Here is a 22,305-nt window from a genome sequence, read left to right on the forward strand (position 1 = left end):
TTTGCTCGTTATACGAGCGCCCATTTTTTATAATTAAAAATGGTATAATAAAGAAATAAATGAATCTTTTTTAACAGCAAATGTTTTTGGAGGTGAACCTTCGTGTTTTCGCGTTTTACACTTCATCCACACCCTTTAAAAGAAGAAGCTCATTTACAGCTATTCGAAACAATTTTAGAAAAACGTCCGCAATATGAGTTAACAGAAAATGAAATGAGATTTAGCTATATAGCCTGTCGTATTCTTGGAGTTCCTAATGATGTCGATGAGTATTTTAATGAATTATATGATTATAGTGAAACAAAAGGAATTCATGTATTGTATGAACAAAATTTAGATAAAGTCATTGATTCTGAAAAACTTCGTCAGATTCAAGAGATATTTGCTGTGCATCAAGAAGCGCCAAATGGTCTTACTGTGAATCGGCTTGTTGCACACTTATCGGGGAAACAATTGTTACCAAAAGTAGAGAATCCAGATTTACAGTACTATATACATAGTACTTTTATTTCTATATTGAAATTATATGAGAAGCAACATAATCAATCATTAAAAACAGAAGGATTTCGTCGCTTCTTAATTGATATAATCAAATTAAGTGAGAATTATATAGCTAAGTGGTTCTCTACAATTCACTATAAAAAACAAATGCCACGTATTATTTGGTATGGTGATGCAAAAGAGAGCCGCATCTACTTTTTATATTTTCTTATTATGCTTGGATGTGACGTTTTATATTATCATCCAGAAGGAAAAGATGTTTTGGAAAGTATTGATGAAGAGGGGCGAACTTTTGTATTCTCTCATCCAGGACGCATTTCATTGGAGCCATTTCCAGACCGCCGCCGTGAGCGCGTTGCAACAGTGGCATATCAAGCATCGAAGGAAATTGAACAAGTGCTTCATCATGATAATTCACTCTTATATAAACCGTGGCAATTCCGCATGTATACACCGGTAGCACGTACACTCAAGACAACATACGATGAACTTTTCATTCTTACAAAAGAAAAGGCATTTGTCCGCCCGACATTTTTTGTAGAGAATAAACATATTTATATTCCTTCTCTATTTGCGAAAATATCAGGGGTTTCCAAAAGTGAAAAAGAATATTTTCAGCGATTAAAAGCTGTTACATCGTTTGATAATAGTCTATTAATTAATAGATTTCCATTTACAAAAGAACAAAAAGCTAACTTTCAATTTCATTATCGAGATGCATTAGATCGAGCCGGGAAATTACATCCAGATCAAATTATGAATAGTCATTGGTGGCCACATAAGCGCCTGCCTGAAGGACTGCAACATGGTATCGCAGAAGCTATTATTCATACATGCGAAAGCGATCTATTTAAACCAATTGGAAAAGAAACAAAACAAGATGTTGCATTATATGTTTTTGCGCAACTTTCTCAAATTCCACCTCATATTTTAGAACTTCTTGAGAAATTCGATTATTCACAAGAGGTGCCAAAAATTGTTATATTTAACAATGAGAAGAGTGGGGAATTAACACGTTCTGACGCAGCGTTATTGTTATTTTTAAACCAAATTGGGATTGATGTACTACACTTCAATCCAACAGGAAGAAATGATATTGAGCCCTATATTGCAGAAGCAGCATTTGATTCCCATTGGCTTGAGGAAGTGAATTTCAATCTTGAATTTCATGGTGCATCAGCTTATAAGAATTTATCTCAAACAATTAAAGGGCTATTTCGTCCATTTTTATAAGGAAAAGGAGAAATGTATATGAAGAATCCAGTTATACTTGATTCTAAAACAGAATTAACGGAACAAACGGCACAAGATGTGCGCATGCAACTTAGACAGGATCCAGAAGTTCAACGAATTTATAATGCCATTGATATTAAAGATCAGCTGGAATTAATTGAGCTTGGTAAAGAGCCTTCAATGGAAATTTCTCGCTTTGCCGATCAAATTTTACATACAATGTCATTAGCGAAGGTCGAAGATTCCGGTGATTTACTGAAACAACTTGGTAAAATTATGGATAAATTTGATAGTAAAGATTTTGCGGAAGAAAAAGGTGGATTTTTCTCTCGTATGTTTAAAAAAGCAGATAAATTGATTGAACAAATCTTTAGTAAATATCAAACAATGGGGCGCGAAATTGACAAAGTATATGTGGAAATTACGAAATATCAAGATGAAATGAAAAAATCAATCGGTACGCTAGACGGTTTATATGATCAAAATTTAAAGTACTATTTAGACTTAGAGAAGTACGTGGTCGCAGGCGAAATGTTGTTAGAACGTTTAAATACAGAATTAATTCCTATGTATGAAGAACGGGTGCAAAATAACGACCAATTAGCAGGAATCGAGTTAGAATCTCTTAGAAACTCTGTTGAAATTTTAGAGCAGCGTATCGATGATTTGGAAAAAGCTCGTATGGTTGCATTGTTAACAGCACCACAAATTCGGATGATTCAACGTGGTAATAATAAATTAATTGGGAAAATCAATACAGCCTTCATTACTACAATCCCAATCTTCAAAAATGGAATTATTCAAGCTGTAAATGCAAAGCGTCAAAAACTAGTTGCGGATTCAATGGCCGAATTGGATCGTCGTACAAATGAGCTTCTTAAGAAAAATGCCCAAAATATTGCAACACAAAGTGTAGAGGTTGCGAGGTTATCTGGGTCTTCGAGTATTAAAATGGAGACGTTAGAAGAAACTTGGAATATTATTTCAAGGGGCATGCAAGAAACACGGCAAATTGAAGAACAAAATAAGCGGGAACGTGAAGAAGGGCGTAAGCGTATGGCTGAGCTTACAGAGAATATTAAAAAAGAATTGCGAGGATAAACAAAAAGCGATGAGAAACTTAACTCATCGCTTTTTCACTTTTCTTGAATAATTTTATTACTTCGTTAACGATAAGAGGAATCATGCTTAGAAAAAGTACAAATCCCCAATCTTTTAATGTTAAAGGGTGTACGCCAAATAGATTTGCAAGAGGTGAAATAGAGATGATACACACTTGTATAGCGACACCGATTAGCAGTGAGAAAACTAAATATTTATTTGTAAAGAGTCCAATTGAAAAAATAGATTTCGTACGTGATCGCAAGTTAAATGAATGAACAAGTTGAGAAAAACTTAATACAACAAAAGCCATTGTTTGTGCATGCAATAAAGCATCTTCATGAATATAAGCTGGAAAAAGATTTGTATCACCTGTATAGAGCTTTGTACCAACAATAAAGGCGATTAAAGTCATCATTCCAATTACCATACCATTTAGAACAAGAAAAGGGATGCTTCCGCTAAATAAACTTTCTTTTGCCCTGTGAGGTTTCTCTTTCATTACTTCAAGGTCTTCAGGATCAACACCGAACGATAAAGCAGGAAGTGTATCAGTGATTAAATTGACCCAAAGAATATGAATAGGACGCAGCGGTGTCGCCCATCCAAGTAATATAGCTAAAAAAAGTGCAATAATTTCCCCGAAGTTACAAGAAAGAAGAAAAAGAATTGCTTTTTTATGTTGCAATAAATGTTTCGGTCTTCTTCAACGGCTTTCACAATGGAAGAAAAATTATCGTCTGTTAATACCATATCAGCTGCGCCTTTAGCAACATCTGTTCCTGTGATTCCCATCGCCACCCCAATATCGGCTTGTTTTAAAGAAGGAGCGTCATTTGCACTGTCAACAGTCATAGAGACGATATTTCCTTTTGCACGCAGAGCTTTAACAATTTTTACTTTATGTTCTGGAGAGACGCGGGCAAAAGCATGTAAATGATGTATTTTATTATAAGCACCTTCAGTAAAAAAACATGTAGTGATATGCGTGAGGAAATAATCTACGATGAGGTTCTATCTTCATTGTATCGTACTTTGGCTTTGGGGGATGCGGAATAAAGTGATTTCATGAATTTGTTGGAATTCTATAAAATAAGCTGTGAAGAAATATTCTTCACAGCTTGTCTTCGCTATTTTTTCATTAATGTACCTAATTCTTCTGTAATAGCTTGCATTTCACTAATACTGAATGTTTCACGTTTCATAACATGATCGTAAATGTCGCGTAAATCTTCGTACATATCTTCGTCAAAGTTCGCAGCTTTCATGGCACCTGCATTGACCATACGTAATTTTTCTTTAATGGCTTCTACCATATGTTCAACATTTTCTTGTGACTTTACGGATAAATCCACCGAAGTGTCCCCCTTTAAAATAACATAAGATTATCTTAACATTTTTTATCATTTTCGTTAATGAAACTTTTCAATCCTATTAAATTAGTAGGAATTTCCTTTATAATTAATCATTGGTTGTTTATACTATATGTATATAAGAAAGCAACAAGAAGGGAAGAACAAATGTGATTCAAGTATTGTTTGTTTGTCTTGGAAACATTTGTCGGTCACCTATGGCAGAGGCGATTTTTAGAAAACTTGTTAGAAACGAAGGGTTAGAAAATGAGATTCAAATTGATTCTGCTGGGACAGGAGATTGGCATATTGGACAGCCGCCTCATAAAGGAACGCAAAAAATTTTAACAGAAAATGAAGTCTCTTTTGAAGGAATTAAAGCACGTCAAATAGAAAAAGAAGACTTAACAAAGTTTGATTATATTATTGCCATGGACAATAGGAATATAGTGGATTTAGAAAAAATTGGTAAATGTGGAGGCTATATTGGTAGACTGTCCGATTTTGTTCCAGATAGTGGCTGGACAGATGTTCCTGACCCTTATTTTACAGGGAACTTTCAAGAAGTATACGACCTTGTAACAGAAGGGTGCGCAAAGTTATTAACATTCATTCGCAATGAGCAAGGAATATGAGTAAGTTTAGAAAGACATACTTTCTAACATAAGAAAAAGAAAGGGTGAAGGAATATGGCAAAAAAGAATAATATAGCTCGAAATATTGCAATTGGGGTAGCAGCAGGTGTAGCAATTTCTATGTTAAAAAAAGAAAATCGTGAAAAGGTAAAACAAACAGCAGAAAAAGCAAAAACAAAGATGATTGAAATTGGTGAGAATGCGAAAATAAAAGAAAAAATGCAAACTGTTACAGATAAAGGGCGCGAGCTTGCTGATTTTAATGTAGTAAAAGCTAAAGTAGCAGAAATAAAGAAGTTAACGCCGACTGTTGTGGATACAATAAAGGAAACGAAAGAAATCTTTACTAAGAAAAAAATCCATTCAGAAGAGAAGCCGGAAACAATTGAAATTCAGGCTGCTCCTGTAAAAGCTAAAGAGTTAAAAGCGGAAGAAGAGCCAGTGGTAGCTCAAGACGGTGGTATGAAAGAAGCACGTGAGTTACTTATGAAGGACTCTCAGACAGAGGAAAAGAAAACAGAAGCATATGTGGAATTAAAAGAGAATAAAGAAGAGAAGAAAAGTGTTTAAGGACAAATGAAAAAAATTCTAGAAAAAGCAAGAGGAAATCGTGTCTATTCGTTTGGAAAAGATTTATATGATCGAACGATGCGAGATGATGTAGCGGGCTTAGCAGCACAGCTCGCTTATTTCTTCTTGCTTGCTATTTTTCCTGGGCTTGTTTTTGTAATCACGCTTCTTGGATTTATTGACCTTCAAACAGAGAATGTGCTCAACTTATTGGAGCCTTATGTGCCTGAAGAGGCAATGAACTTAATTGAAGTAAATGTAGATCAAGTAATAAATAATCAAAATGGTGGATTACTATCATTTGGTTTATTATCAATGCTATGGTTTGCTTCAAATGGTGTAAATGCAGTGATGAATGCATTTAATCGTGCTTATGATGTAAAGGAAACGCGCTCTTTCATTGTAACAAGAGCTTTGTCTATTGTATTTACACTGGCGATGATTTTTATGATCGTTTTCGCCTTAATTGTGCCTGTTTTTGGACAAGTAATTGGAGCCGCTGTGTTTAAAGTGCTCGGTTTATCAGAAAGTTTTTCTTTCGTATGGAGTATTATACGATTAGTAGCGAGCTTTTTAGTTTTATTCGCTTTATTTAGCTTCTTATATACATTTGCACCTGATCGCAAATTAAAAAGAAGAGAAGTTATATCCGGAGCATTATTTGCAACAGTTGGATGGATTGTCGTATCGTACTCATTTGCCTATTATGTAGACAAGTTTGCAAATTATGCCAATACATATGGTGGCCTTGGTGGTATTATCATTTTGATGTTGTGGTTCTATTTGACTGCTTGGGTCATTTTACTAGGTGGAGAAATTAATGGATTACTTTACTTTTACCGTACTAATGACAATAATTCCCGGAATGAAAAGTAGCCCCTTGTTCCATAATAAAAAGGAATAGGGGGGATTATGATGAGTAATAATAAAAAGAATCATAATAACAAAAATAATGGGAAACAAAAAAGTAGTTCACATCCGAAGCATAAAACGAGCGGTAGTGCGAATGGACAGAATGGTTACCATTAAAATAAACGGGTTCTCTCAGAGGACCCGTTTATTTATTGCCTTTTAATAATCGTAAGCCATTAAGGATGACGAGAATGGTACTTCCTTCATGCCCGATTACGCCGAATGGAAGAGCTAAAAGTTGTAAAAAGTTAGAGCAAATAAGCATAGCAATGACGGTTAAAGAAAAGATAACGTTTTGTTTTACAATACGATTCATTCGTTTTGATAACCGGATGGCTTGAGCGAGACGAGATAATTCATTTTTCATGAGAACTACGTCGGCAGTTTCTAAAGCGACATCTGTTCCTTCTCCCATTGCCACTCCAATGCTGGCAGTCGCTAATGCAGGAGCATCATTAATGCCATCTCCAACCATTGCTACGGTTCCATATTTTTCTTTTAGTTGTTTCACTGTTTCTACTTTCGTTTCCGGTAAACAGGATGCGTAATACTCTTTTATATTACTTTCTGTTGCGATCGCCTTAGCTGTTTGTTCATGATCTCCAGTAATCATAATGGCTTCCACACCAATGCTTTGTAAATCACGAATAGCTGCAATTGTTTCTTGTCGAAGCGTATCTTTTAAAGCAATAAGTCCAAGAATGCATTCATCATCACGAATATAGACAACCGTTTTACCTTCTTGTTCCAGTATAGTAGAAATACCGTTATGGAATGTTTTTGTATCTTCACCTATAAAATCTGCTTTTCCGATTTTATAAGCTTTGTTTGCCACTATTCCTTTTAATCCAAATCCAGTGACATCTTCTACATTTTCTGGTTTGTAGAGTGTAATGTCATATGTTTGTTTAGCATATTTAACAATTGCTTCTGCTAAAGGATGGGTAGAATGACTTTCAATTGCTGCTATGATAGAAAGCAATTCTTTTTTTGCTATTCCTTCGCGCACATATATGTCGGTGACGATTGGCTTACCTTGTGTTAATGTTCCTGTTTTGTCAAAAGCAATTGCTTTAACAGAAGCAAGGCGTTCTAAATGAATACCACCTTTAAACAAAATACCGTTTCTTGCACCATTAGAGATTGCTGATAAAGTTGCTGGTGTAATAGCAGCAACAAGCGCACAAGGAGAGGCAACGACAAGTAAAATCATTGCACGATAAAATGTTTCATTCCAGCTCCAATCTAATAAAAAGTGAGGAACAAACATCATAAGAGCAACAATAAACAATACGCCTTTTACATATGTTCCTTCAAATTTTTCAATAAATAGTTGTGACGGTGATTTTTCACTTTGTGCATTTTGAACGAGGCGGATGATTTTTTGGAACAATGTTTGATCGCTACGTTTTGTAATATTTACTTCAATTGCACCACGTAAATTGACAGTTCCCGCAAATACTTCATCACCCAATTTTTTTTCATTTGGAATTGGTTCACCAGTAATCGCTGCCTCATCAATATTGGTCTCACCTTTATGGATGATGCCATCAGCAGGAACGCGCTCACCCGGCTTAATTAAGATCGTATCATTCACTTGTAATTGTTCCACAGGAATGCGTTCTTCGTTGCCATTTGAAATGCGCAAGGCTTCCTCAGGTTGTAAGTCCAAAAGTGCTGAAATTTCTTTGTGACTTTTGTTTAACGTGTAAGATTCCAAAGCACCACTTAAGGCAAATATAAATATGAGGATAGCGCCCTCTGTCCAGTATCCAATAATAGCAGCGCCGATAGCAGCAAAGAGCATTAACATTTCTACATTTAATTCCTTCTCAGCAATCGTATCTTCAATGCCTTCCTTTGCTTTGGCATACCCTCCAATTATATAGGCTAAAATGTAAAAGGTTACGCCAACTGTTGCCATTTCATTTTTTGTGAATAACCAGCCAGTTAAAATGAAAATACCTGATAGGATTGCAAAGATGAGTTCATAATGGTCTTGCAATGTTTTCAACCAAGATAAGGGAGATACATTTTTTGTTGGTGGTAATGTTTTTACTTCTGAGTTCATCCTTATTCACTCCTTCTAAATTCTTATTGAGAAAAAGAATCAAAATCGAAATCCTTATAAAACGACGAAAGCTGCCATCCATACGGATAGCAGCACTTTTTACAGAAATTAATTTTAATAGTTATTATGTTGTAATTGCTATATATTATATCACATGTTTTCTTTTTATGATACGTTTTTACTTATACAAAAAATTGAAAAACTTGTGTTTTTTCTTTTTCTTTGATATATATGAATATTGTTTGTAAAAAGATCGGGAAGGAAGACAACAAGTGAAGACAGAGAAATTTTTTACTCATCCGATCGGTGTATGTATCGCTGCTATAGCGGCGACATTTTTATGGGGAAGCGCCTTTCCCTTTATTAAATTAAGTTATGCCGAACTCGGAATTCAGCCGCATGAAGTAGGAGAGCAAATTTTATTTGCTGGTTATCGCTTTTTCTTATCAGGAGTAATCCTTTTATTCTTTTTTAAAGCGTTAGGAAAGGATATGTACTTCAAAAAAGAAACAACAAAGCAAGTAGTACAAATCGGGTTATTTCAAACGTTTTTGCAATATGTATGTTTTTATATCGGCATAAGTTACAGTTCTGGTATTGAAGGCGCCATTATTTCAGGAACATCTTCGTTTTTTCAAATTTTAATTGCGCATTTCTTGTATAAAGATGATGCGCTCAATATAAGAAAAATAATTGGTGTTTCCATTGGTTTTTGCGGTGTAATTTTAGTGAATGTACCAAGTGATGGAAGTTTTACATTCCATTTTGGAATCGGGAGTGTATTACTTCTTGGAGCAGCGATGATGTATTCATATGGGAATATACTTGCTAAAGAAGGTAGTAAAACATTAGATGTTGGATATATGACAGCATATCAAATGATTTTCGGATCCATTGGGTTATTGTGTATTGGTATATTTCAAGTTGGATTTATGCCGTTTATATTTACTACTAAGGCCTTTTTTATGTTCCTTTATTTATCATTCTTATCGGCGGCAGGCTTTTGTATATGGAATACAGTTATGAAATATAACAAAGTAGGAAAAGTGTCGATGTATATGTTCTTTATCCCTATGTTTGGCGTATTGTTATCTAGTATGATGTTAGGAGAAGCAATCCATTCGTTTGTATTATATGGGCTAGCTTGTGTTGTAGCAGGGATTATTGTCGTAAATCGTACACCTAAGGAACAAGAGATAAAGAAAGAAAAGAAAGTAGCGTAGAAAAGTCATGAGGAGAGTCGATACTAAAATGTTATAAAAATTCCTTGTTATTGTAGCAGAAGAAAAAAATAATATATGATCGATTCGAAATGAGATATTGACTAATCGACAAATCTCGTCCCCTCACCGCTACGAAAACATAGAGAAAGAGCTCGTTCAAAAGCGATAATTTTGAACGGGTTCTTTTCTATTTGACGAAAAAACAGGAAAAAAGATATTATATCACGAAAAAAGATAAAGAGAACGCTATTTTTATGTAGAAGAGAGTATTGGATGAGACAATTAGAAGATTTTGTCCTTATGTTATGTAAAAGCAAAATGAGAAAATGAGCACATGTTCATGATTGGAGTTTATACGTTGGAAAATGAAAGAATATGTGTCATTCATTGAGGAGAACGTATTATGAATGAAATTTATCTTTTATTAACTGGACAAATTATTTTTTTTGTTATTGGTGCGATTTATGCCATTGTGCAAACAAATCAAGTGCAGGAGAATAGACCGCTACCATTAGCTGTTCGCTTAGTACTTAGTTTTTCCTTAACTGTGAGTGCGATATGGATGTTACTGCAAGATCCTTCTATTGAATATCGTCGATGGATTGCAATTGGGATGACCTTGTCTACAGTAGGTGATTTATTTATGGCTGGGCTTATTCCGTTTGGTCATCGATTAATAGGGGGAATGATTACTTTTGCAATTGCGCATTGTTTTTATGTAACAGCATTTTTGCAAGCAGGTATTTCATGGATTGGTTTTGGAATAGGGCTATTTGTATATGGTTTCTTGTTAGTCTTTGGGTGGTTCTTTTTTATTCGGAATCCAAATCAAGATAGGTTATTTACTCTTGGAGCACTTATTTATGGAGTATGGGTGGGAGGTATGGCTTGTTTTGCATTCGCATTAGATGATACAGCTCATACTATGTGGTGGTTACCGGCGCTTGGTGGATTTTTATTTGTGATTTCTGATTTTATTATTGGAGTTACAGAGATAGGTGCAAGAAAGATAAAATATGACCCACTTTTTGTGTGGTTAACATATGTTGCTGCACAAATGTGTATTATTTATGCGGGAATATAAAGAAGAAGGACTGCGAGTGAAGTAGTCCTTTTTGTAGCGAGATACCGAATTATAAGGAATATAGAAACAAATATGGATGGGGGAGAAAGGGGAAGGAGATGGAAAAGAAAAAACATTTTCGTGAATTGTTTGAAGTATTTGCGATTGCATGTTTACTAGCTTTTTTAGCAAAAGTGTTTTTATTTTTTCCGACCACTGTAAATGGGGCATCAATGAGACCGGCTTTGGAAGATGGTGATAAGGTCATTATTAATAAATTAGCAAAGAGATTTGAAAGCTATGATAGGGAAGATATTATTGTAGTGAAGACAGATAATTTTTATGTGAAGAGAGTGATTGGATTACCGGGAGATGTAATTGAGATGAAAAATGATCAATTATATATTAATCATCAAGTGCATAGTGAACCGTATTTAGAGAAAAATCGAAAACATGCTAAGCAACTCCTTGTTCATTTAACAGAAGACTTTGGGCCAATTACTGTACCAAAAAATAAAATCTTTGTTATGGGAGATAATCGTTTAATTAGTAGAGACAGTCGGAATGGTTTAGGGTTTATTGATAAGAAGCAAGTATTAGGGACACTGGTTGCTATTTATTATCCTTTTCATCATATGAAAATTATATAGAAATGATAGAAAGAATCCCCCAAACAATTCTGAAGAATTGCTTGGGGGCATATTTAAGTAGTTGGAACTTCATGATGTCCCTTTCTATTTAACATAAATTTATATTGGAATAGCTGTAATTTAAATAGAGATAACGGATCATGATAAGTTTCTGGGTTTGTTCTTAATTTTGTTAAATTATGTTCATCCTCTTCAATTTCTCGATGAGCTGCTTCTACAGTTTGTTTTAAAATGCTAAGAGGATCTTTAAAGAACATCATAATGTCGCGTTCTAATGCACTTTCGAACAATTCAAATTGCAGGAAGAATTGTGTAGAAATAGTTGTAGCCACATCTGTATAATCTTCCGTTTCAATATATTGTTTATATTTATTAGAGAGAAGAGGTTGATTTTTATTTCCAAACAGTTTTCCAGCACTCTTTAAGAAAAATTGTGTTGGTGTAAAACGTAGTAATATGTTGACATTATCGACTTTGATTCGGTGCGTCATTCTTACAACATCCCTGCGCCAATCATCTAGAAGTTTGAAATCACATGGTAATTGCATGCGTTCTTCTTCGTATAGTTTATTAAAGGTTGTACTCATTTCATCTAAGTAAGATTGACCTTGAATAAACTCATTATGAGCTGTTTCAATCCATTCTTGAATCGATTTTGTAAATTTAGGTAGTAGCACTTGTTGTAAATGTTTTTGAATTCGTTCATTCATTGCATCATTTATTTCCTCATGAACCGATTTAAAATCACTATCTTCTTGAACGAGATCAGAACAACTTTGTAACAACTCTGGAATTTGAGCATGTATATCATGTATAATTTCTTCTTTTGTTAATCGGTACGAATCTGTAATCGAACGGATGGTATCTGCTTGGATTGTAGTGAGATTATTCAGAAAACCATTTAATTTTACTAAAATATGCTTATTCCAACGAATTGATTTTTCTAATGTATTTTCTAGCTCGACACGTTCGTTTATGAGATATGTAATGGTCTTATGAATAAACCATAACAGTTTTTCTATGCGTTCTTGAGTTATATCTCTCTTAGCGATATTTGCAAGAATAGAATCAGTTACATCGCTTAATTCCTGACTATTTTCTTGTAGCGGTGAATAAGGAAAGATTTGTGCCGATGGGAAGTGCGCATGTATCTTATTTTCAATTTCATTAATCATTTGCTGTGCTGTCTCTGCATGAATATTTGAATCTAGTTTATTTCGTATAAATTGAATTTGTAAATTAGGCATTTGCTCTTGCATATATACCAATGTATCGAGTTCTTCATCCGATAATGGTGAAGATGTATTGATAATATAAATAAGACTATCGGTTGCTTGCAAATATTCAAGAGCCGTATCCTTCATATGTAACGCTTGTTTAAAGTTAGGTGTAACAATGAATGAGAATTTATTTTTTCTTAAAAATCTACATGGTAGTTTGAACTCGACACAGTTCTTTCTCGTTTCTTCTTGAGAAGGTGTCATCATCATATTTTGAAATGTATTCACGTCCGAAACACTTCGAATTGTTAAATCTGTAAATTCGTTTATTTCCGTTTGAACATTGTCTTTAAAAATGATAGGAACCGACTGGTAATCCCCTAATATGTCTTCCCCTAGTATTGAATTCATAAATAACGATGTATCGAGGTTGCTCGTTCCGGCTATCAGAAATTGTTTTACTTGTAAATTAGAAAGACCGCGAACAAGTAATGTGAATTGATGTGGTAAATCTACATCATTGTTTTCTGCCCATGTAGCAATTGTTTCAAATAGTGTAGAAATATTATCTATATTCATTTCTTCATTAGCCTCTAAATGAGACAGAATAGCTTTAGCACTTTTTACAAGAAGTGAATCTAAAGTTTTAGGAGCGACTTCATCCCAAGCTAATACCGCAGCGGAAACAAATAAAGAATTTTCCTTTTTGGTAATACTGAACCAATTTGTTAATAAATCTGGAATGATTCCTTGTAATTCATGCATGAAGTGCTGGCCTGTAATTAACTTACAATATGTTTCTTGATAAAGGATAGAAATTTCATTCCAGTCCTCGGAAGGACCTACTTCTAAATGGCAGAATAAATGATTCACTGTTTGGATCCATGTTAAATAGTTTGGTTCTTCTCGGTAGCTATTCCACAGTGCTGAAATGAGTTCTTTAAATTGTGCTTGATCAACTGTATATAAGGTTTTTAATGCTTCATAAAAATATTCTGGTTTCATATTTTTTGTGAAACCTAGATTGATATAATGAATCAAAATATCAAACCAATGTAAAGATTTGGTTCGAATCCCTTCATGTACTGCAAGTTCAATTGCGTTGTTCCAATCTTCTTGTTTTTCATAGAAGGAGCGAGCGATTGTAGTAATATTAGGATAATCAGGCTGGAATGAAACAGCTTCATTAATCGTTTTAAAAGCCAAACCTAATCGATTTTGTTCAAGATAAAGAGAAAAGAGTTGTAAAGCAACTTCCATTGTAAGTGTTATATCTTCCGTTTTAATAGAAGTATAAATTTCTTCTGCTGTGGAAAGGAAACCTAATTCAAAATAAGCATCACCTATATTTTTCTTTGCCCAGAAAGAAAGTTCATTATTTACTTTTTCCCATTTAAAAATAGCAGCTTCAAAGTCTTTATGATGAAAATAAACTTCACCTTGTGCAAAGCGAATATTTGATATGTTGGCAAATTCGTTTTGGGATTCATTTATGTATGCTTCTCCAAGAATTTTTTGGGCATCAGTGGAGGCTTGTTCTGTTAAAAATGTTTCATAATATATCTTTTGAATGAATTGTTTTTCTGTGGTCATGTTATTTCCCCCTATATAAATTAGAAAAATGATTTGTTATGTAAAAAGGGTGCATTTTCATTTAATGGATAGAATTTGCATTTTATCGACCAAAATATATTTTTTCAGTTATATCATTTTTCTGAAGAGTGAAACCGATGCTAACAGTAACTTTCTTTCTATTGTAACAAAAAAAATCGTTTATGAATTTTTATTTTTTAATGACTTTACAAAATGAGATGTATATGAAAAATGAAAGAATAGGAGTAGAGTTCATTATAAAAAACATGTATAGTGAATATGTATACCATGTTTGCTACAAAATGAGAAAGGGCATAATATGGAATAACGATTGTACATGGGATGTGTCATCCGAATGGAACAACATATTGCTGAATTAATCACACAATACGGATATTTTGGGATTATTATCGCTTTAGCTGGTGGAATTGTCGGGCTGCCGATACCAGATGAATTTCTCTTAACCTTTATTGGGTATAACATTTCAAAGGGTGTTATGTCAGGACCGGCAGCGTTTTTAAGTGGGATGGCAGGTGCGATGCTTGGAATTACATTAAGTTATTTATTAGGTTTAAAGCTCGGCTTACCTGTATTGAAAAAATATGGTCCTAAGATTCGAATTAAGGAAAAACAAATTGAAAAAACACATATTTTGTTTGAAAAATATGGTCCATTTCTTTTACTGGTAGGATACTTTATTCCAGGAGTGCGTCATTTAACAGCGTATTTTGCTGGAGTGTCCAATCTAACTGTATGGCGCTTTTGTTTATATGCATATAGTGGTGCGCTTATTTGGATTAGTGTTTTTATCGGACTTGGTTGGAAATTGGGAGAGAAGTGGCGTTTTGTTGAATATAGCTTACATCATTATGGAATTTGGATATTAATTATTTCAGGACTAATAACAATTGCAGTTTGCTTTTATTTAAAAAGAAGAAGAAACCGCTCATGATAAGCGGTTCTTTAGCTAAAAGCGATGAATAAGACACCAGTTGTAATACATATAACACCGATTCCGGTCATGAGATTTATTTTTTCACCTAGAATGATCATCGCTAGGAGAATTGAGATGACTACACTCAATTTGTCAACAGGACCTACTTGCGAAACTTTCCCTGTTTTTAAGGCAAGAAAATAGAATAGCCATGATGAAGCACCTGCAATACCACTTAATGTGATGAATAGCAGTGCTTTTTTATTAAGGAGAACATCTCCAATGTTTTGGAATTTTCCTTGTACGATAATAACTCCGATCATAAATAATGCCATAATGATTGAGCGGATGGTTGTTGCGACATTTGCATCAATGCCATCTAAACCGATTTTCCCGAATATAGATACGAGAGCTGCAGCAATTGCTGATAATAGTGCGAATAATAACCATGAACTCATAGTAAAACTCCTCCCATCTTTTAGTATTATACATGAAAATCATTCTCATATATAATAAGATAGGAAAAGAAAAATCCACTTTATTACTTTTAAGGTGGGTTTTTCTTCGTATTATTCTACAATTTCTTCGTACAAAAAGTACGTTACATTATAAATGTGCTCTACTTCCTCATCTGTCATAAACAGCAGGTCTGTACGTTCGATTCCTTTTTTCTTTTCAATAAATTCAATCATATTTTTCCGTTCTTCTCTTTTCATATTTTGTTCTCCTCCTAAACTGTTTTAATACAGCTTATTTAAGTTAATATTTATTATATAACAGAATCTTTAGAAAGTTCCAGCTTTTTTATCTTTTTTTACCAAAGTTTTCGACAAAACAAGCTTTTTTTAAATGGAATTGTGATGAAATAGAACCAGTTAGGAGAATACTAATAAATAGTGAGGATATATGATGGAAGGGTGAACAGGATGTTTAATAAAATTTTTCTTATATTGACAATTGTTGGGGTACCGCTTTCAATTTTAGGAAAAACAATGCACTGGCCACAAACAATTATGTTTGCTGTCTATTGTTTAACAATTGTTGCTTTAGCTGCTTTTATGGGAAGGGCAACTGAAAGTTTAGCAATTGTATCAGGTCCAAGAATTGGAGGGCTATTGAATGCAACTTTTGGAAATGCAGTAGAACTTATTATTTCTATTTTTGCTTTACGAGCAGGACTGATAGAAGTTGTATTAGCCTCATTAACAGGGTCTGTTCTTGGAAATTTATTATTAGTAGGAGGTCTTTCTTTTTTTGTGGGGGGACTGAAATATAAAAGACAAAGTTTCAATGTGTATGATGCAAGGCATAATTCAGCATTATTAATATTTGCAGTCGTTGTTGCTTTCGTTATTCCAGAAGTCTTTTCAATGAAAATGGACATTGAAAAGACACATCAATTAAGTATTGGCGTTTCCATTATTATGATCATTATGTATTTAGCAGCTCTGTTTTTTAAATTGGTTACACATCGCGGTGTATATCAGCATAGCAGTGATGATGCAAAACATGAAGAAGAACCGGAATGGTCAAAAGGAAAAGCATTGCTTATTTTAGCAATTTCAACAGTGGCAGTTGCTTACGTTTCAGAAGCACTTGTGCATACATTTGAAACAGTCGCAAAATCTTTTGGGTGGTCAGAATTATTTATTGGGGTTATTATCGTTGCCATTGTTGGGAATGCTGCTGAACATGCTTCGGCGATTATTATGGCATATAAAAATAAGGTAGATATCGCTGTTGAAATAGCGATTGGTTCTACTTTACAGATTGCCATGTTTGTTGCTCCTGTACTCGTGCTACTTTCAATGTTCTTCACGATAAAAATGCCATTAGTATTTACAGTGCCAGAACTCATCTCTATGATTACAGCTGTATTTTTAACCATTGCAATTTCCAATGATGGGGATACAAATTGGTTTGAAGGAGGCACTTTATTAGCTGCTTATTTTATTATGGGAATTGGTTTTTACTTGTTGTGAAGAAAGGCGGATAACAATGAGGAAGAGAGAAAAGAATAAATAAAGTAAATCATTTTGATGCTGTTAATTAGGAAGGAGTCAGACAGGTGAAAAGAGTGTACAGTATATGGCTTTTAACAATAGCCACACTAATATTATTATTTCCTTGTAATAGTCTTGCCAAGACGACGTTGCAAGTTAAGATGCCATCATCTGTTTTAAATATTTCAAAAGATAATACGTATTCAAATGAAACACAAGATTTACCACGTTTGCAACCAAGTAAGCTTGCGCAAGAATTGTTAAAAACATCAAGTATTAAAATTGAAAATCCAGATTTAATTCGGATGTTAAATGAAACTTCAATTTCAAATGCACCACTTGCAATCGGATATAAAGCAAAAATTTATTTAGGACAGTGGCCATTACATTATGAATCAACAGATACAACAATGAATTGGGAATATAAACAAGTAAATCGTAACGTGTATGATAATAGAGGAGTAGAGGCGGTGCATCCGCTTCGCTATAAGCAAGAGATTCAAAAAACGATAGAAGGAAATCTAACATCGCCTATTAAAGATGCGGCAGATGTGAAAGCTATGATGTTGTTAAAGGCTTCTGAAAAAGTTCAATTGCCTCTTTCTTTTAAAACCACAATTGGATATGGAACTCATCATGAACGAGTGTACAAAATTAGTCCGAAACAAATGGGATATTTATATGCGTATGTGCCAGCGGTAAATGAAAAAGGAAAAGTTACGTTTGGTGAGGTATATCTTGTTTTGAAGGGCAATCAAAAGAGATTGGTTGTTAAAAATGTAACATCACAAGGAATTGGAGCCGCTATTCCAATTCAAGATTATTTATCCTTTAAATTCATCCCATCACCACATCCGCAATAGAAAAAACGTCAGCTATAGGAAGCTGACGTTTTTCTTACAATGTAATCTTCGCTTTTTTTGTTAAGAAATCTTCATTTTGATAGTAACTATTTTTGACAAGAATATTTGGACCAAGGCATTTTACAGCTGGACAATGGCAGCTTAATGATTTTGCTGTTTTGGAACTGTACCATTTGTCGTATGCTTCTTGTAATGTATTTGTTTGTACATTGCCGAGAACGGGAATATCGCCAAAATCAGTAACGATAATATTGCCATCAAAGATATTTACATTTAAGCGGGAGCGGCCATCTGGATCATTACGAACAGTTACATTTTTGCTCTCATGCAGTTTTTTTAGAGTAGCTAAATCACGTTCATCATCGCTACATGCATAAAATGGTAGCGTTCCGAATAACATCCATACGTTTTCATCCCGAATAGCTAATAGATGTTCAATTGCGCTTCGGATTTCAGCTTTTGTTAGAATTTCAAGATTGCTAGCAAAGTCACTTGGATACATTGGATGTATTTCATGACGCTTACATCCCATTTCTCCAACAATTTGACGATGAATGTTTTCAATATGTGGTAATGTACGTTTATTTAACATTGTTTCTGCGGAAACGATAACACCGGCATCTGATAAAGCTTTACTATTTGTAATCATGCGCTCAAACAGTTTTGCACGTTGTTCATAAGTAGGTTTGCGGGCCATCATTGCAAAACCACCTTCAACGAAATCATCAATCGTTCCCCAGTTATGTGAAATATGCAACACATCTAAATAAGGAATAATTTGTTCGTAACGGGCTAAATCTATAGTTAGGTTTGAATTAATTTGAGTGCGAACGCCTCGTTCATGGGCATATTTTAAGAGTGGTGTTACATAGTTGTCGACGGATTTTTTTGACATCATAGGTTCTCCACCAGTGATGCTTAGAGAACGTAAATGAGGCACCTCATCTAATCGTTTTAATAAAAGCTCCATTGGAAGCGGATTTGGATCTTTAGGTTGCAGTGTGTACCCAACAGCGCAATGTTCACAGCGCATATTGCATAACGTTGTCGTTGTAAACTCAACGTTTGTTAATAGTAATTTGCCGTACTCTTCAAGGTCCATATACGCTTCCCATGGATCGTAAGAAGGAGTAATCGGCTTCATTGTTTGTGATATACTCATATGAAATACTCCTTTGACTATTGGAATAACAATTTGTCCATTCTCTATAATAGAAGAATATAGACATTTTATAAAGTGAAACTTTTCATAACAAAAAATTGTAGAGTTACTTAAGACGTGTTAAAAAATAAGAAAATTTTTTATATGTTCATTTGTATAGAATAATATTATGTACAAAAATTGATAAAAAGGCATGTTCATGTCAATCATTTTTGCGGTATAATGAAAACAACTCGAATAAAAAGGAGAGTGCTTTCGTGGGAAAAGCAATTCATGATAAAGATTCGCAATTAGTATATTTAAAAGAACGTTTAAATATGTTCATTGAAGTAATCGATTCAATTGAACCAGAAGAAGTGGAATTAGAAGATGTAGATCGTCTTCTTGCAATGTTAGATGAATTAGAACTAAAATGTGAGCAATTTAAAAAAGATTAATAATATATGAAAGTGACCACCAATGATATGTTGGAGGTCATTTTTTCTTTTATAGAAGTTCAAGTTGGTGAAGGCTCATAATCAGTGGGGAGTGAAGCCCCTCTTACTGATTAAAGTTGTACTTTATCATTTTAGAAACCAGAGAGAATTTGTTTTATCAAATAGAATGAATATAAAAAAAAGGGTATAATCAAGTTGTGAAAAATTTCATTTTACTTTCAGATGATAGACATACAAACAAGGAAGGATAGAATGAAGTTTTCATCTAACGACGTTTTGGTAGCGTTCACAATTGAGGGGGAAGTAACAATGGAAAAGCTTCAAGAAAGCATGTATCAACTTATTGTTGAAACGTCGACGAATTTACCAAAGGATGTTCGTCGTGCAATTCAACAAGCAAAGGAACGAGAGAATGCAGGGACTCGTTCCGCGATGGCACTTGGCACAATTACAAAGAATATTAAAATGGCAGATGACAACATTTCGCCAATTTGCCAAGATACAGGGATGCCAACATTTAAAATCTATACACCAGTTGGTGTGAATCAATTAAAAATGAAAGAAGCTATCTATAGTGCGCTTGAGCAGGCGACCAAGGATGGAAAATTACGTCCGAACTCTGTCGATTCCCTTTTTGGAGACAACAGTGGAAACAACTTAGGGCCCGGAACACCTGTTATCAAATTTGAACAGTGGGAAAAAGATTATATCGATGCTCGTTTAATTTTAAAAGGAGGCGGCTGTGAAAATAAAAATATTCAATATAGCTTGCCTTGCGAACTAGAAGGGCTTAGACGAGCAGGACGTGATTTAGAAGGGATTCGTAAATGTCTTCTTCATGCGGTATATCAAGCACAAGGACAAGGATGTAGTGCAGGTGTAATTGGTGTCGGTATCGGGGGAGACCGCACGTCGGGATATGAATTAGCTAAAAATCAATTATTCCGTCCATTAGATGATGTGAATCCAATTCCAGAATTGCAGAAATTAGAAGAATATGTATTAGAGAATGCTAATAAACTTGGGATTGGTACAATGGGATTTGGTGGAGAAACGACTTTACTTGGTTGTAAAATTGGAGTATACAATCGTTTGCCAGCGAGCTTCTATGTGTCTGTAGCATATAATTGTTGGGCATATCGCCGTCTTGGTGTAACACTTCACCCAGCAACAGGTGAAATTATCGAGTGGTTATATCAAGAAGGAGAAGATACGCTTCAACAAGAGGTTGTACAAGAAAAACAAGAACAACGTGAAATCGTATTACAAGCCCCAATTACAGAAGAACAAATTCGTGAACTGCGCGTTGGGGATGTTGTAACAATTAACGGTATGATGTACACAGGTCGTGATGCGATTCATAAACATTTAATGGATCATGACTGCCCTGTAGATTTAAATGGTCAAATCATCTATCATTGTGGGCCAGTTGTAGTGAAAGATGAAAATGAGAACTGGAAAATTAAAGCGGCAGGCCCAACAACAAGTATCCGTGAAGAACCATATCAAGGAGATATTATGAAGAAATTCGGTATCCGTGCAGTCATTGGTAAAGGTGGTATGGGTGCAAAGACATTAGCTGCACTGAAAGAACATGGCGGTGTCTATTTAAATGCAATTGGCGGTGCTGCGCAGTATTATGCCGAATGTATTAAAGAAGTAAAAGATGTAGATTTTCTACAGTTTGGTATTCCAGAAGCAATGTGGCATTTACGCATTGATGGTTTTAAAGCAGTTGTAACAATGGATTCTCATGGTAATAGCTTGCATGCTGACGTGGATAAAACATCACTTGAAAAGTTGGCGGAGTTCAAAGAACCGGTATTTAAATAAAGAAAGAAAAAAATGCATCTCGAGTTACTGGAGATGCATTTTTTGGTATATGTAGAAAAATATGCTCAGCATGAAAGGAAGATTAAAAACAGAAACTATCGATACGATGACATATGGAAAGGGGAGTATGTATGAAGTTTAGATATTTATATATAGGTCTCATTTTAATGATTATAATGGCATTTGTACCGAAGTTTGCTTTTGCTTATACGAATGAGGCGAATCATTGGGGAATCCCGCGAGCTAAAAGCGAGACTCCGCCGGATGCGGGGAAAAAGTTTATGGATTTACTTCGTAATAATGGTGGCTTTTATTTAGGCGATACGACTAAAAAAGATATATATTTAACATTTGATAATGGCTATGAAAATGGATATACTGAAAAAATTTTAGATGTATTAAAAGAAAAGAAAGTACCAGCGACATTTTTTGTAACAGGACATTATGTGAAAGGGCAAAAAGATTTATTAAAGCGAATGGTAAATGAAGGACATATTATTGGTAACCATTCACAAACACATCCGGATCTTACAACCGTCAATGATGCAAAGTTAAAAGAAGAGCTACAAAGTGTAACAGATGAAATTAAAAAAGTAACAAAGCAAAAGGAAGTAAAATATTTACGTCCTCCGCGCGGTATTTTCAGTGAACGCACATTGGCGCTTGCAAAAGAAATGGGGTATTACAATGTATTTTGGTCACTTGCTTTTATTGATTGGAAAGTAGACGAGCAAAGAGGATGGCAATATGCATATGATAATGTGATGAATATGGTTCATCCAGGTGCGATTATTTTATTACATGCCGTATCAAAAGATAATGCAGAAGCCCTTGCGAAAATCATTGATGATTTACGAGAGAAAGGGTATCATTTTAAAAGTCTAGATGATTTAGTAAAACGCAATCAACCGTAAGCATGTATGCTTGCGGTTTTCTCATGCTATAATGA

At 34.5% G+C, this 22,305-nt stretch carries 20 protein-coding genes and 1 pseudogene; 14 read left to right on the forward strand and 7 right to left on the reverse strand.

The window, feature by feature from the left end; translation table 11 throughout:
* The first annotated feature begins 102 nt into the window (after window positions 1–102).
* A complete protein-coding gene (locus tag BCER98_RS02255) occupies window positions 103–1,734 on the forward strand; it encodes a YceG family protein (protein ID WP_011983503.1) in 1,632 nt (543 codons plus the stop codon).
* Window positions 1,735–1,752: 18 nt separating this feature from the next.
* A complete protein-coding gene (locus tag BCER98_RS02260; RefSeq protein ID WP_011983504.1) occupies window positions 1,753–2,835 on the forward strand; it encodes a toxic anion resistance protein in 1,083 nt (360 codons plus the stop codon).
* A gap of 19 nt (window positions 2,836–2,854) precedes the next feature.
* On the opposite strand, the pseudogene BCER98_RS02265 reads toward BCER98_RS02260, so the two are convergent.
* Together BCER98_RS02265 and BCER98_RS02270 are read right to left on the reverse strand one after the other, a co-directional pair.
* Window positions 2,855–3,786 (reverse strand): annotated as a pseudogene (locus tag BCER98_RS02265) (HAD-IC family P-type ATPase); the annotation flags it as partial.
* A 179-nt stretch (window positions 3,787–3,965) separates the two neighbouring features.
* On the reverse strand, window positions 3,966–4,190 hold the full coding sequence (locus BCER98_RS02270) for a DUF1128 domain-containing protein (protein WP_011983505.1): 225 nt from the start codon (window positions 4,188–4,190) through the stop codon (window positions 3,966–3,968).
* 167 nt (window positions 4,191–4,357) lie between these two features.
* Here BCER98_RS02270 and BCER98_RS02275 point away from each other — a divergent pair, with 167 nt between their 5' ends.
* From BCER98_RS02275 to BCER98_RS02285, 3 genes are read left to right on the forward strand one after another with little or no spacing between them, the layout of a single operon-like run.
* Window positions 4,358–4,822, forward strand: coding sequence for a low molecular weight protein-tyrosine-phosphatase (locus tag BCER98_RS02275; protein ID WP_011983507.1), 465 nt, complete (start codon window positions 4,358–4,360; stop codon window positions 4,820–4,822).
* 54 nt (window positions 4,823–4,876) lie between these two features.
* A complete protein-coding gene (locus BCER98_RS02280) occupies window positions 4,877–5,392 on the forward strand; it encodes a DUF4075 domain-containing protein (protein WP_011983508.1) in 516 nt (171 codons plus the stop codon).
* 6 nt (window positions 5,393–5,398) lie between these two features.
* Complete coding sequence (locus BCER98_RS02285) at window positions 5,399–6,268, forward strand: YihY/virulence factor BrkB family protein (RefSeq protein ID WP_011983509.1); 870 nt, start codon at window positions 5,399–5,401, stop codon at window positions 6,266–6,268.
* 181 nt (window positions 6,269–6,449) lie between these two features.
* Here the strand turns inward: BCER98_RS02285 and BCER98_RS02290 are convergent, their stop codons facing one another.
* Window positions 6,450–8,375 (reverse strand): heavy metal translocating P-type ATPase, encoded by a 1,926-nt coding sequence (locus BCER98_RS02290; RefSeq protein ID WP_011983511.1) that lies wholly within the window; start codon window positions 8,373–8,375, stop codon window positions 6,450–6,452.
* A 272-nt stretch (window positions 8,376–8,647) separates the two neighbouring features.
* On the opposite strand from BCER98_RS02290, the gene BCER98_RS02295 reads away from it, so the two are divergent.
* From BCER98_RS02295 to lepB, 3 genes are all read left to right on the forward strand, one after another.
* A complete protein-coding gene (locus BCER98_RS02295; RefSeq protein WP_011983512.1) occupies window positions 8,648–9,598 on the forward strand; it encodes a DMT family transporter in 951 nt (316 codons plus the stop codon).
* 403 nt (window positions 9,599–10,001) lie between these two features.
* Window positions 10,002–10,682: a lysoplasmalogenase gene (locus tag BCER98_RS02300; RefSeq protein ID WP_011983513.1), complete on the forward strand. Its 681-nt coding sequence runs from the start codon at window positions 10,002–10,004 to the stop codon at window positions 10,680–10,682.
* 98 nt (window positions 10,683–10,780) lie between these two features.
* Window positions 10,781–11,311: a signal peptidase I gene (gene lepB, locus BCER98_RS02305; protein ID WP_011983514.1), complete on the forward strand. Its 531-nt coding sequence runs from the start codon at window positions 10,781–10,783 to the stop codon at window positions 11,309–11,311.
* A gap of 53 nt (window positions 11,312–11,364) precedes the next feature.
* Here lepB and BCER98_RS02310 read toward each other — a convergent pair whose 3' ends face one another.
* Entirely contained in the window at window positions 11,365–14,124 is a 2,760-nt protein-coding gene (locus BCER98_RS02310) for a tetratricopeptide repeat protein (RefSeq protein ID WP_011983515.1), read from the reverse strand.
* Window positions 14,125–14,479: 355 nt separating this feature from the next.
* Here BCER98_RS02310 and BCER98_RS02315 point away from each other — a divergent pair, with 355 nt between their 5' ends.
* Window positions 14,480–15,076: a DedA family protein gene (locus BCER98_RS02315; protein ID WP_011983516.1), complete on the forward strand. Its 597-nt coding sequence runs from the start codon at window positions 14,480–14,482 to the stop codon at window positions 15,074–15,076.
* 11 nt (window positions 15,077–15,087) lie between these two features.
* Here the strand turns inward: BCER98_RS02315 and BCER98_RS02320 are convergent, their stop codons facing one another.
* Both BCER98_RS02320 and BCER98_RS02325 read right to left on the reverse strand, forming a co-directional pair.
* Window positions 15,088–15,516 carry an EamA family transporter gene (locus BCER98_RS02320; RefSeq protein ID WP_011983517.1) on the reverse strand — a complete coding sequence of 143 codons (429 nt, stop codon included), beginning with the start codon at window positions 15,514–15,516 and terminating at the stop codon, window positions 15,088–15,090.
* A 111-nt stretch (window positions 15,517–15,627) separates the two neighbouring features.
* Window positions 15,628–15,774: a BH0509 family protein gene (locus BCER98_RS02325; RefSeq protein WP_011983518.1), complete on the reverse strand. Its 147-nt coding sequence runs from the start codon at window positions 15,772–15,774 to the stop codon at window positions 15,628–15,630.
* A gap of 210 nt (window positions 15,775–15,984) precedes the next feature.
* Between BCER98_RS02325 and cax the strand changes: the two genes are divergently transcribed.
* Window positions 15,985–17,040: a calcium/proton exchanger gene (cax, locus tag BCER98_RS02330; RefSeq protein ID WP_011983519.1), complete on the forward strand. Its 1,056-nt coding sequence runs from the start codon at window positions 15,985–15,987 to the stop codon at window positions 17,038–17,040.
* A gap of 86 nt (window positions 17,041–17,126) precedes the next feature.
* Window positions 17,127–17,924 (forward strand): YfkD famly protein, encoded by a 798-nt coding sequence (locus BCER98_RS02335; protein ID WP_041809408.1) that lies wholly within the window; start codon window positions 17,127–17,129, stop codon window positions 17,922–17,924.
* A gap of 34 nt (window positions 17,925–17,958) precedes the next feature.
* Here the strand turns inward: BCER98_RS02335 and yfkAB are convergent, their stop codons facing one another.
* Entirely contained in the window at window positions 17,959–19,086 is a 1,128-nt protein-coding gene (gene yfkAB / locus BCER98_RS02340; RefSeq protein WP_011983521.1) for a radical SAM/CxCxxxxC motif protein YfkAB, read from the reverse strand.
* 257 nt (window positions 19,087–19,343) lie between these two features.
* On the opposite strand from yfkAB, the gene BCER98_RS02345 reads away from it, so the two are divergent.
* The 3 genes from BCER98_RS02345 to pdaA all read left to right on the forward strand — a co-directional run bounded on the left by BCER98_RS02345 (window position 19,344) and on the right by pdaA (window position 22,270).
* Window positions 19,344–19,523: an SE1561 family protein gene (locus BCER98_RS02345; RefSeq protein ID WP_011983522.1), complete on the forward strand. Its 180-nt coding sequence runs from the start codon at window positions 19,344–19,346 to the stop codon at window positions 19,521–19,523.
* Window positions 19,524–19,832: 309 nt separating this feature from the next.
* Window positions 19,833–21,356: a class I fumarate hydratase gene (gene fumA / locus BCER98_RS02350; protein WP_095206560.1), complete on the forward strand. Its 1,524-nt coding sequence runs from the start codon at window positions 19,833–19,835 to the stop codon at window positions 21,354–21,356.
* A 131-nt stretch (window positions 21,357–21,487) separates the two neighbouring features.
* A complete protein-coding gene (pdaA, locus tag BCER98_RS02355; protein ID WP_011983524.1) occupies window positions 21,488–22,270 on the forward strand; it encodes a delta-lactam-biosynthetic de-N-acetylase in 783 nt (260 codons plus the stop codon).
* The last annotated feature ends 35 nt before the right edge of the window (window positions 22,271–22,305 follow it).

Origin of the sequence: Bacillus cytotoxicus NVH 391-98 (assembly GCF_000017425.1) — a bacterium.
In the GTDB taxonomy this organism is placed as follows: Bacteria; Bacillota; Bacilli; order Bacillales; family Bacillaceae_G; genus Bacillus_A; species Bacillus_A cytotoxicus.

Bases quoted from the DNA above. Each gene is read 5' to 3' on its own strand.
- BCER98_RS02260 (WP_011983504.1), top strand. From the start codon at position 1,753: ATGAAGAATCCAGTTATACTTGATTCTAAAACAGAATTAACGGAACAA.
- BCER98_RS02280 (WP_011983508.1), top strand. From the start codon at position 4,877: ATGGCAAAAAAGAATAATATAGCTCGAAATATTGCAATTGGGGTAGCA.
- BCER98_RS02285 (WP_011983509.1), top strand. From the start codon at position 5,399: ATGAAAAAAATTCTAGAAAAAGCAAGAGGAAATCGTGTCTATTCGTTT.
- BCER98_RS02290 (WP_011983511.1), bottom strand. From the start codon at position 8,375: ATGAACTCAGAAGTAAAAACATTACCACCAACAAAAAATGTATCTCCC.
- BCER98_RS02300 (WP_011983513.1), top strand. From the start codon at position 10,002: ATGAATGAAATTTATCTTTTATTAACTGGACAAATTATTTTTTTTGTT.
- lepB (WP_011983514.1), top strand. From the start codon at position 10,781: ATGGAAAAGAAAAAACATTTTCGTGAATTGTTTGAAGTATTTGCGATT.
- BCER98_RS02310 (WP_011983515.1), bottom strand. From the start codon at position 14,124: ATGACCACAGAAAAACAATTCATTCAAAAGATATATTATGAAACATTT.
- BCER98_RS02315 (WP_011983516.1), top strand. From the start codon at position 14,480: ATGGAACAACATATTGCTGAATTAATCACACAATACGGATATTTTGGG.
- BCER98_RS02320 (WP_011983517.1), bottom strand. From the start codon at position 15,516: ATGAGTTCATGGTTATTATTCGCACTATTATCAGCAATTGCTGCAGCT.
- BCER98_RS02325 (WP_011983518.1), bottom strand. From the start codon at position 15,774: ATGAAAAGAGAAGAACGGAAAAATATGATTGAATTTATTGAAAAGAAA.
- cax (WP_011983519.1), top strand. From the start codon at position 15,985: ATGTTTAATAAAATTTTTCTTATATTGACAATTGTTGGGGTACCGCTT.
- yfkAB (WP_011983521.1), bottom strand. From the start codon at position 19,086: ATGAGTATATCACAAACAATGAAGCCGATTACTCCTTCTTACGATCCA.
- fumA (WP_095206560.1), top strand. From the start codon at position 19,833: ATGGAAAAGCTTCAAGAAAGCATGTATCAACTTATTGTTGAAACGTCG.
- pdaA (WP_011983524.1), top strand. From the start codon at position 21,488: ATGAAGTTTAGATATTTATATATAGGTCTCATTTTAATGATTATAATG.